13 protein-coding genes are annotated in these 13552 nt (G+C 70.8%); 6 read left to right on the plus strand and 7 right to left on the minus strand.

Going from position 1 to position 13552, the window contains the following annotated elements; translation table 11 throughout:
• The first annotated feature begins 47 nt into the window (after positions 1 to 47).
• A complete protein-coding gene (lysA, locus tag Q0916_RS11625) occupies positions 48 to 1292 on the plus strand; it encodes a diaminopimelate decarboxylase (protein ID WP_299237434.1) in 1245 nt (414 codons plus the stop codon).
• Between the two features lie 75 nt (positions 1293 to 1367).
• On the opposite strand, the gene purB is transcribed toward lysA, so the two are convergent.
• Positions 1368 to 2765 carry an adenylosuccinate lyase gene (gene purB / locus Q0916_RS11630; RefSeq protein WP_299237435.1) on the minus strand — a complete coding sequence of 466 codons (1398 nt, stop codon included), beginning with the start codon at positions 2763 to 2765 and terminating at the stop codon, positions 1368 to 1370.
• 106 nt (positions 2766 to 2871) lie between these two features.
• Here purB and Q0916_RS11635 point away from each other — a divergent pair, with 106 nt between their 5' ends.
• The 3 genes from Q0916_RS11635 (at position 2872) to purN (ending at position 6184) form a co-directional block, all read left to right on the plus strand.
• Positions 2872 to 3549, plus strand: a complete 678-nt coding sequence (locus Q0916_RS11635; protein ID WP_299237436.1) for an HAD family hydrolase — start codon at positions 2872 to 2874, stop codon at positions 3547 to 3549.
• Complete coding sequence (locus Q0916_RS11640) at positions 3546 to 4481, plus strand: phosphotransferase family protein (protein WP_299237437.1); 936 nt, start codon at positions 3546 to 3548, stop codon at positions 4479 to 4481. Before Q0916_RS11635 ends, Q0916_RS11640 begins: the two co-directional genes overlap by 4 nt.
• Positions 4482 to 4603: 122 nt before the next feature.
• Positions 4604 to 6184 (plus strand): phosphoribosylglycinamide formyltransferase, encoded by a 1581-nt coding sequence (gene purN / locus Q0916_RS11645; protein WP_299237438.1) that lies wholly within the window; start codon positions 4604 to 4606, stop codon positions 6182 to 6184.
• 81 nt (positions 6185 to 6265) lie between these two features.
• Here purN and Q0916_RS11650 read toward each other — a convergent pair whose 3' ends face one another.
• From Q0916_RS11650 to Q0916_RS11660, 3 genes are all read right to left on the minus strand, one after another.
• Complete coding sequence (locus Q0916_RS11650) at positions 6266 to 8221, minus strand: hybrid sensor histidine kinase/response regulator (RefSeq protein WP_299237439.1); 1956 nt, start codon at positions 8219 to 8221, stop codon at positions 6266 to 6268.
• A 74-nt stretch (positions 8222 to 8295) separates the two neighbouring features.
• Positions 8296 to 8436: a hypothetical protein gene (locus Q0916_RS11655; RefSeq protein WP_299237440.1), complete on the minus strand. Its 141-nt coding sequence runs from the start codon at positions 8434 to 8436 to the stop codon at positions 8296 to 8298.
• A gap of 53 nt (positions 8437 to 8489) precedes the next feature.
• Complete coding sequence (locus Q0916_RS11660; RefSeq protein WP_299237441.1) at positions 8490 to 8687, minus strand: DUF5800 family protein; 198 nt, start codon at positions 8685 to 8687, stop codon at positions 8490 to 8492.
• 109 nt (positions 8688 to 8796) lie between these two features.
• Between Q0916_RS11660 and Q0916_RS11665 the strand changes: the two genes are divergently transcribed.
• Positions 8797 to 10038 carry a polymer-forming cytoskeletal protein gene (locus Q0916_RS11665; RefSeq protein ID WP_299237514.1) on the plus strand — a complete coding sequence of 414 codons (1242 nt, stop codon included), beginning with the start codon at positions 8797 to 8799 and terminating at the stop codon, positions 10036 to 10038.
• A gap of 117 nt (positions 10039 to 10155) precedes the next feature.
• Complete coding sequence (locus tag Q0916_RS11670) at positions 10156 to 11337, plus strand: redox-regulated ATPase YchF (protein WP_299237442.1); 1182 nt, start codon at positions 10156 to 10158, stop codon at positions 11335 to 11337.
• Positions 11338 to 11370: 33 nt separating this feature from the next.
• On the opposite strand, the gene Q0916_RS11675 is transcribed toward Q0916_RS11670, so the two are convergent.
• The 3 genes from Q0916_RS11675 to Q0916_RS11685 form a co-directional block, all read right to left on the minus strand.
• A complete protein-coding gene (locus tag Q0916_RS11675) occupies positions 11371 to 12492 on the minus strand; it encodes a pyridoxal phosphate-dependent aminotransferase (protein WP_299237443.1) in 1122 nt (373 codons plus the stop codon).
• Between the two features lie 103 nt (positions 12493 to 12595).
• A complete protein-coding gene (locus Q0916_RS11680; protein ID WP_299237444.1) occupies positions 12596 to 12766 on the minus strand; it encodes a hypothetical protein in 171 nt (56 codons plus the stop codon).
• A gap of 43 nt (positions 12767 to 12809) precedes the next feature.
• Positions 12810 to 13514: a type 1 glutamine amidotransferase gene (locus tag Q0916_RS11685; RefSeq protein ID WP_299237445.1), complete on the minus strand. Its 705-nt coding sequence runs from the start codon at positions 13512 to 13514 to the stop codon at positions 12810 to 12812.
• Positions 13515 to 13552: the final 38 nt, after the last annotated feature.

The following is a 13552-nucleotide window of genomic DNA, read 5'->3' on the forward strand; positions in this document are numbered from 1 at the left end:
GGGCCGGAAGCGGAACCCTTGTTACCGGCCGCCCCCCTGTACCGGTAATGAGTCTCGTCGACACCGCGGCCGTCAAGCGGCTCGCGGACTGGGACGGCGAGCGTCTCGAACGCCTCGCCGCCGAGTACGGCACGCCGCTGTACGTCACCGACCACGATCGGATCCGGGAGAACTTCGAGCGGTTCAGTTCGGCGTTCGGGTTCGCCCACGTCATGTACGCCGCGAAGGCCAACACCGGACGGGCGGTCATCCGGACGCTGTACGACGCCGGCGCGGACGTCGAGTGCGCGGCGGCGGGCGAACTCCACCGGGCGCTCGCGGCCGGCGTCGCCCCCGAGGACCTCCAGTACACCGCCGTCAACCCGCCCGACGCCGACCTCGATTACGCGGTCGATCTCTGGGAGGACGCCCCCGAGTTGACCGTCACGGCCGGCGCGCCGATGACGCTCGATCGGCTCGCGGAGCGCGGCTTCGACGGGCGGCTGTCGATCCGCGTCAACCCCGGGATCGGGACCGGCCACCACGAGAAGGTCGCGACCGGCAAGGACGCGAAGTTCGGCGTGCCGTACGACGAGGTGGCCGACCTCGTCGACCCGGCCCGCGACCGCTTCGAGTTCGTCGGCCTCCACGCCCACGTCGGAAGCGGCGTGCTGTCGGCGGACCTGGACGAACACCGCCGCGCGCTGCGGAAGGTCGCGGCGCTGGCCGAGCGGATCGGCGACATGGAGTTCCTCGACCTCGGCGGCGGGTTCGGCGTCCCGTACCGCCCCGAGGAACCGCCCCTTGACATCGAGGCCGCCGCGGCGATGGTTCGGGAGGTGACCGCGGACGTGGACGCGACGATCGCCGTCGAGCCCGGTCGGTATCTCGTCGCCGACGCCGGCGCGCTTTTGACCCGCGTGAACACGATCAAGGAGACCCCCCAGACGCGCGTCGTCGGCGTCGACGCCGGCCTCACGGCGCTGGTCCGCCCGGCGATGTTCGACTCCTATCACCACATCCGGAACGTGACCGGCGGCGACCGCGAGGCCGTCGAGTCAAGCGTCGGCGGGCCGCTGTGTACGAGCGCGGACGTGTTCTGTACGGACCGCCCGATCCCCCGTCCGGAGGCGAAGGACGTACTCGCGATCGGCAACGTCGGGGCCTACGGCATCAACCTCGCGAGCCAGTTTCACTCACAGCCGAAGCCGGCGGAGGTGGCGATCGACGGCGGCGACGAGCGCGTCACCCGCCGCCGGGAGACGTTCGCGGACCTGACGCGACTGGAGGACGAGGCCCCCGGCGATCGGTGAGGCGTCGCCGCCGGATGTCGGTCGGCCGAAGCGATCCGGCAGAGGCGGGGACGGGGACGGGAGCGCACCGGAGCGCTACCCGGGGCCCTCATCGAGTTCGTCGACGAGGTCGTCGGCGAGTCCGGTGTAGCCGGCGGGCGTCAGGTCGGCGAGTTCCGCCCGGACGTCCTCGTCGACGTCGAGGTCCTCGAACAGCGCCCTGAAGTCCTCGAGCGTCGCGCGTCGCCCCCGGGTGAGTTCCTTGATGCGCTCGTAGGCGTCGGTGTCGCCCTCGCGGCGGAGGATCGTCTGGACGGCCTCGCCGATCACCTCGGGGTTCGCCTCGAGGTCCTCGCGCATGACGGCCTCGTTCGGCGTCACCTTCTCGAGGCCGGCTCGGGTCTTCTCGTAGGCGATCAGGCAGTGCCCGAGCGCCGACCCGACGTTCCGCTTGACCGTCGAGTCCGAGAGGTCCCGCTGGAGCCGGGAGGTGGTGACGTAGTCGGCGAGAAACGTGAGATCGGCGTTCGCCTTCGAGAGGTTGCCCTCGCTGTTCTCGAAGTCGATCGGGTTGACCTTGTGCGGCATCGTCGAGGACCCGGTCTCGCCGGCGGCGGCGTCCTGCCCGAGGTACCGATCGGAGACGTAGAGCCACACGTCGAGATCGAGGTCCCGGAGGACGTTGTTGACGCCGCGGAGCGCATCGAACAGCGCCGCGAGATCGTCACAGGGGTTGACCTGCGTCGAGAGCGGGGTGTGTTCGAGCCCGAGCGAGGCGACGAACGACCGCGAGAACGCCCGCCAATCGACGTCGGGGTACGCCGTTCGGTGGGCGGCGTAGGTGCCCGACGCGCCGGCGAGTTTGCCCGAAAGCTCCCCTGTTGCGGCCTCGAGCCGCCCGAGCGCCCGTCCGAGCCGGGCGGCGTAGACGGCGAGTTCCTTGCCGTACGTGGTCGGCGTCGCCGGCTGGCCGTGGGTCCGTGCGAGCATCGGGACGGCCCTGTGTTCGCGGGCGTCGGCGGCGAGGGCGTCGCGCACCGATCTGATCTCGGGGACGAGCACCTCCTCGATCGCCGGGCCGACGAGCAGCCGGTGGGCGAGGTTGTTGACGTCCTCGCTCGTGAGGCCGAAGTGGACCCACGGACCCTGTTCGGCCTCGTCGGGGAGGTGCAGCCGGAGGAAGTACTCGACCGCCTTGACGTCGTGGTTCGTCGCCGCGTAGCCGGCGTGGCCGTCGGTTTCGAGCCGCTTGATACTCGAGGCGTCCTCGGCGTCGAAGCCGTCGTACAGCCCCCGGAGGTCGCCCCGGGTCCGGTCGGAGAGCGTCAGCGGCGTCGCATCGAGCTCCGAGAGCGCGATGAGGTACTCGACCTCGACCTCGACGCGGGCGCGCATGAGCGCCGCCTCGCTCGCGTACGCCGTGAGCGGTTCCGTGTACCGGGCGTAGCGGCCGTCGAGCGGCGAAACGGCGTACAGTGGTCCCCGATCGGTCATGGCTACGATTGGGTGGAGCCGCTGAAAAAGGATACCGGTCGGCGGCCGAGGCGGGCGTCGGGGCGTGCGCCGGGAGCGTTTTGATCGTCGGGAGCCTAACGCGGGCGTGTCGTTCAGCGCCGTCCTCTTCGATCTCGACGGGACCCTCTGTGAGCGGACGCAGTCGGCGGCAGCGGTATACGCCGGCGCGTTCGAGGCCGCCGCGGTCGAACCGTTCGGCGAACCGGGGGAGCTGTGGGCCGCCCTCGCCGAGCCGCCGGACCACGACGATCGGGTCGGGTACTTCGCCGCGGGGTTTGCGATCGTCGCCGCCAAACACGGCCGAGCGCCGACCGACGCGAGAGGGCTTGCCCGCGGCATCCTCGAGACGATCGACAACGCGCGGGTTCGGCCGACCGAGGGGGCGATCGAGGCGATCGAGGCGGCGGGACGCGTCGGTCCGGTGGGGCTGTTGACGAACGGGCCGCGGAGCCGACAGCGGACGAAACTCGACGCGTTGCCGTTCGGGGACGCGTTCGAAACGACGGTGTACGCGGCCGATCTCCGGCGGCGCAAGCCGAACCGCGAGCCCTTCGAGCGGGCGCTCGGGTCGCTCTCGGTCACGGCGTCGGAGGCGCTGTACGTCGGCGACTCCCTCGAGTACGACGTCGCCGGCGCACAGAACGCCGGCCTCGAGGTGGCGTGGTGTCGACCGGAGGCCGATGTCGAACCCGCGCCGTACGACCCGGAGTACGTGATCGACTCACCGGCCGAAATCGAGAGGGTGCTCGACGGGGACGGATGAGCCGGATCGAAGCCGCGCTCGGGCGGGTCGCCCCCGGGCGGCCCGTGGCGTCGGTCTGCCGTCCGGTCGAGGGAAACAGCGAGGAGACGGCGATCGTGACCTTCGACGACGGCGAGCGCCTCGTCCTGCAGTGTTCGGACGATCCGGCGGCCTCGAGGGCCGAAACGCGGCTGGCCCGCGAGATCGGCGCCCGAACGGCGGTGCCGGTGCCGGATGTGCTCGAGGCGGGGCGGATCGGGAACTGTCGCTACCGGGTGACAGAGCACGTCGAGGGGGAGAACCTCCACAAGCGGTTCGGGGCGCTCGGGCCCGCGGCGCAAACGCTGATCGCGCGGCGGTTCGGGTGGGCGCTCGGGGCGGTACACGACGCGTTCGGGTTCGATCGGTACGGGAGCCTCGCGGCCGGCGACGGCGGGTTGGTCCCAACGGGGGCGGACGCGGGAGCCGGGGCGTACGGTCGGTGGTTCGAGGCGTACGCCGAGGCCGGGATCGACGCGCTGCCGCCGTGTTTCGAGGACCTCAAGCGGCCGCTCGCCGAGGCGATAGAGCGGGCCGGACCGCCGGCGGACCCGACGCCGCGGCTGTTCCCGTGGGACCTGCGCCCGGGGAACGCGGTGGTGGCCGACGGGGAGATCGCCGCGTTTCTCGACTGGGGCGGCCCCCTCGCGGCGGGTGCCGGCCTCGCGGTCGCGAAGGCCGAGCGGCTCGTCTGCGAGTGGTACGTCGAGGATCCCGAGCCGCTCCGGCGGGCGTTTCGGGCGGGCTACGCCTCGGTCCGGCCGGTCACGACGGTGCGGCGGGCGGACCGACTCGTCGCGACGGTCCGCTCGGTGGTCGACGGCGACGGCGAGGTGACCCGTCCGGGGTACCCCGAGCGCCAGGGGACCGCGGCCGTGACGTTTCACCGCGGCCGACTGGAGGCGCTGTTGTGAGGCGATCCCGCACACGCACACGCGCCGCTCGAACGCACGAGAGCGCGGCTGAAACGCGCTCTCGCGGCACCGACGGGGCAACAACCGCAACTACTTTGCGTTCGGCGGCGGCCGTTCCGCGCATGCAACTCGCCGGTATGGCGTCGAACCGCGGTCGGAACCTGTTACGCATCGCAGACGCGGCCCCCGGCGGCGCGAGCGTCGCCGTCGTGGTGTCGAACGAGGAGGACGCGCCCGTCCTCGGGGCGGCGGCCGAGCGCGGCGTGCCGACGGAGGTCGTCGAGCGGGGCACAGATGAGACGCGGGCGGACCACGAAAAGCGGATCCTCGATCGGCTGTCGGCGTACGACGTCGATCTCGTCTGTCTCGACGGCTACATGCGGATCCTGACGGAGACGTTTCTCGACGCGGCGCCGACGACGCTGAACGTCCACCCGTCGCTGCTGCCGTCGTTTCCCGGGCTGGACGCCCACGAGCGGGTCCTCGAGGCCGGCGTCTCGGTGAGCGGCTGCACCGTCCACGTCGTCAACGAGACCGTCGACGGCGGCCCGATCGTCACCCAGGAGCCGGTCCCGGTCTACGCGGACGACGACGCGGCCGACCTCGAGCGGCGCGTTCGGTCCGAGGCGGAGTTCAGCGCCTACCCCCGCGCGATCGAGTGGTTCGCGGAGGGGCGCGTCACCGTCGCCGACGGGACGGTCGCGGTCGAGGGCGACGGCGGCGGGGCGTTCCCCGCGCGTCGCTTCGGGAGCGACGACCGCGGCCGCGAGCTCAGATACGGCGAGAACCCCCACCAGGACGCCGCCGTCTACGTCGACCGGACGAGCGATGCCCCGAGCGTGGTCGACGCCGCCCAGCGGAACGAGGGCGCCAAGGCGCTGTCGTACAACAACTACAACGACGCCGACGCCGCGCTCTCTCTCGTCTCTGAGTTCGACGAGCCGGCCGCGGCGGTCATCAAGCACGCGAACCCGGCCGGCTGTGCGACCGCCGGGTCGCTGTCGGCGGCGTACGCCGACGCCCTCTCGACGGACCCGATGAGCGCCTTCGGCGGCATCGTCGCCGTGAACCGGCGGTGTGACGCCGCCACCGCCGAGGCGATCACCGACTCGTTCAAGGAGGTCGTCGTCGCGCCGGGGTACACCGACGCGGCGCTCGAGGTGCTCTTCGGATCGGATAACCTGCGGGTGTTGGACGTCGGGGCGGACGCCGACCTCGCGGTCGCGGCCGACGCGCTCGTCGAGAGCGACCTCGTCGGGGGGCGGCTCGTCCAACAGCGGGACGCCCAATCGATCGACCCCGACGACCTCAAGATCCCGACCGACCGGGAGCCGACGGCGGCGCAACTCGAGACGATGGCGTTCGCCTGGCGGACGATCAAACACGTCAAGTCGAACGCGATCCTCTTTGCCGACGGCACGGAGACGGTCGGCGTTGGGATGGGACAGGTCTCCCGGGTCGACGCCGTCCGGTTGGCGGCGATGAAGGCCGACGAGCACGCCGAGGGCAAAGAGGCGGCGGGCGCGGTGATGGCCTCGGACGCCTTCTTTCCGTTCCCGGACGGCATCGAGGTGGCGGCCGACGCCGGCATCGAAGCCGTCGTCCAGCCCGGCGGGTCGGTCAACGACGACGACGTCATCGCGGCCGCGAACGACCGCGACATCGCGATGGCGTTCACCGGACGGCGGGCGTTCAAGCACTGATCGGCGCTCCCGGGAGCGCCCGCGGGGCAAAGACAGGAACAGAGGCAGAGGCGTGGACGGCCCCGAAGGCGAGCGCGATCCCTACTCGGCGTCGACGCCGGTGAACTCAAAGCGCGCGCCGCCGCCGTTGCTCTCGGCGAGTTCGACGTCCCAGCCGTGGGCCTCGGCGATCTGTCGGACGATCGAGAGCCCAAGACCGGTGCCGTCCGACTCCGTCGAGTAGCCGTACTCGAAGACCCGGTTCCGTTCGGCCTCGGGGATCCCGGGGCCGTCGTCCTCGACGTAGAAGCCGTCCCGAAGGCGGCCGATCCGGACGGTCACGCCCGACTCGGTTGCGGTATCGCCCGTCGCGTCCGGGGCCTCCCCGGCCGGCCCGGTTGCGCCGTCGTCCGACGGCCCGTCGCCGGAGCCGTGCTCGGCGCTGTTCCGAAAGAGGTTCTCGAGGAGCCGCCCGAGGCGGTCGCGGTCGGCCTCGATCCTGATCGGGCCGGACACCGCCAGCCCGGCGGTGCCGGTGTCGACGTGTTCCCACGACGCCGCGGCGAGCTCCTCGAGGGACACGGGGTCGGTGGTTTCGACCGCCGCGCCCTCCCGGGCCATCGTGAGCACGTCGGAGATGAGCGCCTCGATCCGCTCGTGTGCGTTCCGGATCGGGCGGAGGCGCTCGGCGTCGACGTCGTCCTTGAGCAACTCGAGGCGGCCGCGGGCGACGCTGAGGGGGTTCCGGAGGTCGTGTGAGAGCACCGACGCGAACTCGTCGAGGCGGTCGTTCTGACGCCGGAGGCGCCGCTCGACCCGCCGCCGTTCGAGCCCGTAGCTGATCCACCGGGCCATCAGGTCGACGAGCGTCACCTGCCACTCCGAGAACGGCGTCTTCCGCGGCGTCTCGTCGTAGAAACAGAACGTCCCGTACACGCGCCCGCCGACGTGGACAGGCGCGCCGACATAACAGCTGACGCCCCACTCGGTGTAGCCGGCCCGATCGGTGAGCTCCGGTGCGTCGGCCGCGATGTCGGCCAACACGAGCGACTCGTTCGTCTCGATGGCCCGCTCGCAGTGGGTCGCGGAGAGATCGACGACGTCGCCGGCCTCGATCGTCCCGTCGGGGGCCCGGACCACCTCGAAGACGTACTCCTCGTCGCGGACCCGCGAGAGCGACGCGTACTCCGTGCCGACGACGCGGCGGCCGATGTCCAGGAGGGCGCTGGCCTGCTCGTCGAACGCGCGGTCGGTGTCGGAGACGACGTCGTACACCTCCCGGAGTATCCGCTCGCGGTTCCGGATCTCCGATTCGCGTCTGTGCTTTTCGGTCACGTCGAGGAAGTACACGGAGATGCCGTTTTCCGAGGGGTAGACCCGGATGTCGAACCACGTGTCGAGGGGGTCGTAGTACGACTCGAAGGAGACCGGCGTCTGGCTGTCCACAGCTTCGTGGTACCGCTCGTAGAACGCCGTTTCGGTCGCCTCCGGGATCGTCTCCCAGATGTTCCGCCCCAGGAGGTCCGCCGCCGAGGGGTCCTCGCCGATCGCGTCGCCGACGAGTTCGGCGGCGCGGTCGTTGAGGTAGCTGAAACGCCACTCGTCGTCGAGGGCGAACACGCCGTCGGTCATCCGATCGAAGACCTCGCCGCGCTCGTTTCGGGTCGGGTCGCGCCCGCCGCGGCCCCGGACGCTGGTTTGGATCCGGTTCGCGAGGAGGTCGTACCGATCGGGCCCCGCGTCGGTCCGGAAGTAGTCGGTCGCGCCCGCCGCGATCGCCTCGCTCGCGGTCGTTTCGCTCCCCTCGCCGACCGACACGACAACCGGGAGATCGCCGTGGGACTCGCGGACGGCCTCGAGGAACCCGACGGCGTCCGGCCCGGAGATTTCGGGGCCCGAGACGACGCAGTCGAAGGCGGTCGCGTCGAGCCGTTCGAGCCCCTCGTCGGTGCCCGTCGCCGCCTCGACGGCGACGCCGTCGTCCGCCCGCTCGATGAACTCCGCCGTCTCGGCGGCTCGCTCCTCGTCGGCGTAAAGAACGCGGATCGGGCGGGCCATGCCCTACGAGTACACGCGCCGACTGATAACGGTCTGTCGGTTTCGGACGCCGGCTCGGAGGCGGATCGGTCGGCTCAGAGCAGAACGAAGATCAGGTACGGAACGCCGAACAGGAGCAGCGCCATCGCGCCGATGACCAGTAGGTACGAGGCCAGCGTTCCGGCGGCGGCGGCGAACGAGTCGCGTCCGGGGTCCGAGCCGAGGTCGACGTCCATAGACCGACGTTCGGCCACGGTCGCTTATAGCTGTTGGAGGGTCAGCGGCGGCGTCAGCCGATGATCTCCGTGATCCGGCGCGGTTCGCCCGACAGCGAGGGGTCCTCCTCGATCAGCTTGAGGACCTCGTGGTCGGTCACGTCCGGGTAGTTCTTTCGCGTGGCCTCCTCGATCAGCTCCTTGTCCATGCGGAACTCGGTCCCCTCGTAGACGACGTCGACGCCCTCTTGATCGAAGGAAAGCACGGTCATACCGCGGGTTCGCGGTCGGGGAGCATAAGCCCCACGCGTCCGGGAACGACCCGTCAGACGGCCGTCTGACGCCGCGAGGGGATTTAATACGCGGGCTGTGGACTCTCCGATCGTGCTCGGTACGGACCCGCTCGAAGAGCTCTCGATCCCCGACGGAACGCACGTCGAGGAGCACGACCTCGCCGCCGAGGGCGACGTGCTCGTCGGCGGCCAAAGCACCGTCGAGTTGGGCGTTCGAGCGAAAACGGTCGTCGCCGGCGAGCGCGTCACCGTCGAGGGCGACATCGAGGCCGACGGCGACTGCCGGCTCGACATGTGGTGTGACGTCGACGGAAACGTCCTCGTCGGCAGCGACGCGTACCTCGGCGAGCGCGTCCACATCACGGGACAGCTCATCGTGTCGGGGGACCTCGACATCGGCGACGACGTCGAGATCGAGGATGGCTTCGAGGCCAACGGCTGGATCGTCATCAGGAACCCGATGCCGACGATCGTCTTTCTGTTCGTGTACCTCTCTCATCTGCTCCGGCTCGGCGAGAAGGAGGCCGCGGCCGAGGTCGCCGACGAGTTCCTCGCGGCCGACCGCGCCGCCGAACCGGTCGTGATCCCCCGCGGGGCGCGCGTGTCCGACGACAGCTGGCGCGTTTCGACGCCGGCGAGCATCGGCGACGACTGTCGGCTCCACGGCAACATCCGGGCCACCGAGATCGACGTCGGGACGGACACGGAGGTGTTCGGCAGCCTGCGGGCCAAGGGGTCGATCGACCTCGGCGCCCGGACGGTCGTCCACGGCGACGTCACCACCCGCGGCGGGGACGTGACCGTCGGCCCGGGGACGCACGTCAGGGGCGACATCTCCTGTGACCGGTGTGAGCTCTCGGCGGCCGCCGAAATCGAGGGGACGATCCGCGCCCGCGACGGGATCTCGCTCGAGGACGCCCCGGAGGGCTCCACCGAGGCCGGGGAGACAGAAGCGGCCGACCCCGCGGCGGACGGCGAGGACACGGCGGAACCGGAGCCGACAGAGCCGGAACCGAAGGCTGAGCTGGAGGCGACGCGCCCGGTCGAACCGGCGATCGTTCCGATCGGCGAGGGCGAACTGTCGCCCAGATCGACCGACGGCGGGGCGTTCGGGCCGCGCTCGTTCGATCGGATCGACAGGGCCACCGTTCCGATCGAGCGGGGCGACATCGAGTGGGAGTCCGTCGCGCGCCGTCGGAGCGGGACCGAGGGCGGACCCGAGGAAAGAAACGGAGCCGGGACCGGAACCGGAACCGGAACTGATGACGACGGCGACGGCGACGGCGCGGGGGACGAACCGACGGTGGTCGTCACCGACGCCGAGGAGTGATCCGGTTCGGACCGAGGCGTCGATCCCGTCGCCGGCGACCGACGGGGACGGTCGGCCGGGGGCGACCCCGCCGGACGCCATCGGGACGCATATACGCGAGCCCTCGGTAGTCCGGGTATGCTTTCGGTCGCGCTCGCCGGGAAGCCGAACGCCGGCAAGTCGACGTTCTATCGGGCCGCCACGATGGCCGACGTCGACGTCGGCAACTACCCCTTTACGACGATCGATCCGAACCGCGGGGTCGCTCACGTCCGGACGCGCTGTCCGTGTCTGGACCTCGACGGCCGGTGCGACGCCGACGCCTGTCGCGGCGGCAAGCGGTACGTTCCGGTCGAGCTCCTCGACGTCGCGGGGCTGGTCCCCGGCGCCCACGAGGGGAAGGGCCTCGGCAACCAGTTCCTCGACGAGTTGACCGACGCCGACGTCGTTCTCAACGTCGTCGACGCCTCGGGCGGAACGAACGAGGCCGGCGAGCCCGTCGAAACCGGCGAGTACGACCCCGTGGAGGACGTCGCCTTCGTCGAACGCGAGATGGACCTGTGGCTCGCGGGGATACTCGATCGCAACTGGGAGCGGATCGAGCGCGCGTCGCGCTCGCCGGCGTTCGACTTCGAAGAGGCGCTGACCGATGTCCTCACCGGCGTCGGCGCGAGCGAACACGACGTGGCGGCGATCCTCCGGGACACGGAGTACGACACGGACCCGATGGCCTGGAGCGACGGGGACAGAGAGGAACTGGCCCGCTCGGTCCGCGAGCGGACGAAACCGATCGTCGTCGTCGCCAACAAGGCCGACGTCGCCCCCGAGGGAAACGTCGAACGGCTCGAGGAGGCGGCCGAGCGGGTCGTTCCCTGCACCGCCGAGGGCGAACTCGCACTCCGAAAAGCGGCGGCGGCCGGCGTCGTGGAGTACGACCCCGGCGACGAGGGCTTTGCGATCACCGGGGAGGTCTCCGAGAGCCAGCGCAGCGGGCTCGATCGGGTCCGGTCGGTGATCGAGACCCACGGGGGAACCGGCGTGCAGGCCGCCCTCGACGGGGCCGTATACGACGTCCTCGATCGGATCACGGTGTACCCGGTGCGCAACGAGACCGGGTGGACGGACGGCCAGGGAACCGTCCTCCCGGACGCGGTTCTGTTGGCGGCCGGCGCGACGCCGAAAGACCTCGCGTTCGCCGTCCACTCCGACATCGGTGAGGGGTACCTCCACGCCGTCGACGGCCGCGAGGGGCGGCGGATCGGCGAGGACCACCCGCTCTCGGAGGGCGACGTGGTCAGGATCGTTTCGACGGCGAACTGAGCGAGACCGGATCGGCCGCCGTCGGAGGCGAGCTCACCGAACGGCGGCCGTCGCCTCCCGCATCACGCCGATTGCCTCCTTCAGCGTCTCGACGTCGGTCGCATAGGAGATCCGGGCGTGGCCGGCACCGCCGTCGCCGAAGGCCTCGCCGGGGACGACGACGACGCCGCGGTCGATGACGGCGTCGGTCCACCCCTCCGGTACCCGCGGCATCGCGTAGAACGCGCCCGCCGGCGTCGGGACGTCGAGGCCCATCGATTCGAGGCCGTCGAGCAGCACGTCGCGGCGCTGTTTGAAGGCCGCTTTCATCTCCGCGACGCAGTCCTGGGGACCCCGCAGCGCCCCTTCGGCGGCGTACTGGGCGGGCGCGGACGCGCAGGCCTGGACGTACTGGTGGACGCGGAGCATCCGCTCGATGCGCTCGTGGGAGCCGGTCACCCACCCGAGCCGCCAGCCGGTCATCGAGTAGGCCTTCGAGGCGGCGTTGACCACGACCACGCTGTCGGTGTCGGCGAAGTCGGCCGGCGAGTGGTGTCGCCCCTCGAAGACGAACGGCTCGTAGACCTCATCCGAGAGACAACAGACGTCGTACTCGTCGGCGATGCGGGCGAACTCCCGCATGTCGGCCTCGCTTTGGACCGCCCCCGTCGGGTTGGCGGGGCTGTTGACGACAAACATCGCCGTGTCGTCGGTGATCGCCTCCTCGACGGCGGCCGGCGACAGCGTCAGGTCCGCCCGGAGCCCGACCGGCTTCGGGTCGCCGCCAGCGAGGTGGGTCAGCGCCTCGTAGGAGACGAACCCCGGGTCGGGGATGATGACCTCCTCGCCCGCGTCGACGTGGGCTTCGATGGCGATGTGGAGCGCCTCGCTGCCGCCGGCGGTGGCGATCACGTCCGCCGGATCGACCGCGAAGGCGTTGTCGCGTTCGTGTTTCGCCGCGATCGCCTCCCGGAGGGACTTCGTGCCCTTGTTGGAGGTGTAGGCGTCCGTCGCGCCGGACTCGATCGCGTCGACGGCGGCCGCTCGGGCGTGTTCGGGCGTCGGGAAGTCCGGCTGTCCCAACCCGAGGTTGATTGCGTCCTCGCCGGCCGCCTCGAACACCTCGCGGATGCCGCTGATCGAGATCCGCTCGACGCGCGATGAAAACTCTCCCATGTGCGTTTGACCGTGCGGAAGCGCAATAATTCTGCCGCGTCGACCGCGTTCGGACGGACCGTCCGGGCGGTCGCCGGGGCGTTTCGGTGCGGCCCGGTGCGGTTCAGTCGTCGTTGGCCGCGTTCCGGAGGGCTTCGATGTGGCGTTCGAGTCGCCGGAGCGTGGCGTCGGCATCGGCGTACCCCTGTTCGTACTCCTCGTACGTCGAATCGGCCTTCCGGAGGAACCGTTCGACGGCCGCGTCGGTCGCCTCGGTCGCGTCGGTTTCGGTCACACCGACCCGTTCGGACTCGACGCGCATAGGCGTTCCCGAAAGATCACTCGGCCTCGATCCGTTCGGTCCGCACCTCGGAGACGTACTCGAGGAAGTTATCGAAGAGCCGTTTGGCCTCGCGGGCCGCCCGGTAGTTCTCCTCGTCGATGCCCTCCAGGACGGCCTCGATCCGCGCGTCGGGGAGCTGGTCGCGTTTGCCCTTCGTGACCGATTCGGCGGTCTCCGCGTCGTACTCGGGGTGAAACTGGACCGCGAACAGCCGGTCCTTCCGGAAGCCGTGGATCCCGTAGTCGTTTCGCGCGAACACCGTCGCCCCCGGCGGGGCCTCGGAGACCCGATCCGAGTGCGTCGTGAACACGGTCATCTCCGTGTCGACGCCCTCGAGAAGCCGGTTGCGGCCGTCCTGTTCGACGGTCCGGTAGCCGATCTCGTACTCGCCCATGTCCTCGACGCTCCCGCCAGCGACGTCGGCGATGAGCTGGTGGCCATAACAGACGCCGAGCCCGGGCAGCCCGGCTTCGATCGCGCCGCCGACCCACGTCTTGAGCCGCCCGATCCACGGTTCGTCCCAGTAGACCGAGGCCCGCGAACCGGTCACGACGAACCCGTCGTACCCGAAGCCCTCGGGGAGCTCCCCGGAGGGGCAGTGGAACTCGACGACGTCCGCATCGAGCTCCCGACGGAAGTTCCGGCTCGTGTCCGCGGGCTCGTGTGCCGCGTTCAACAGCGCGATCCGAGGGGCGTCCATCACGTTGGGTTCGGGCGCTGTCGATCAAATCGGGTCGT

The sequence above is a fragment of the Natronomonas sp. genome (genome assembly GCF_028274965.1).
In the GTDB taxonomy this organism is placed as follows: Archaea; Halobacteriota; Halobacteria; order Halobacteriales; family Haloarculaceae; genus Natronomonas.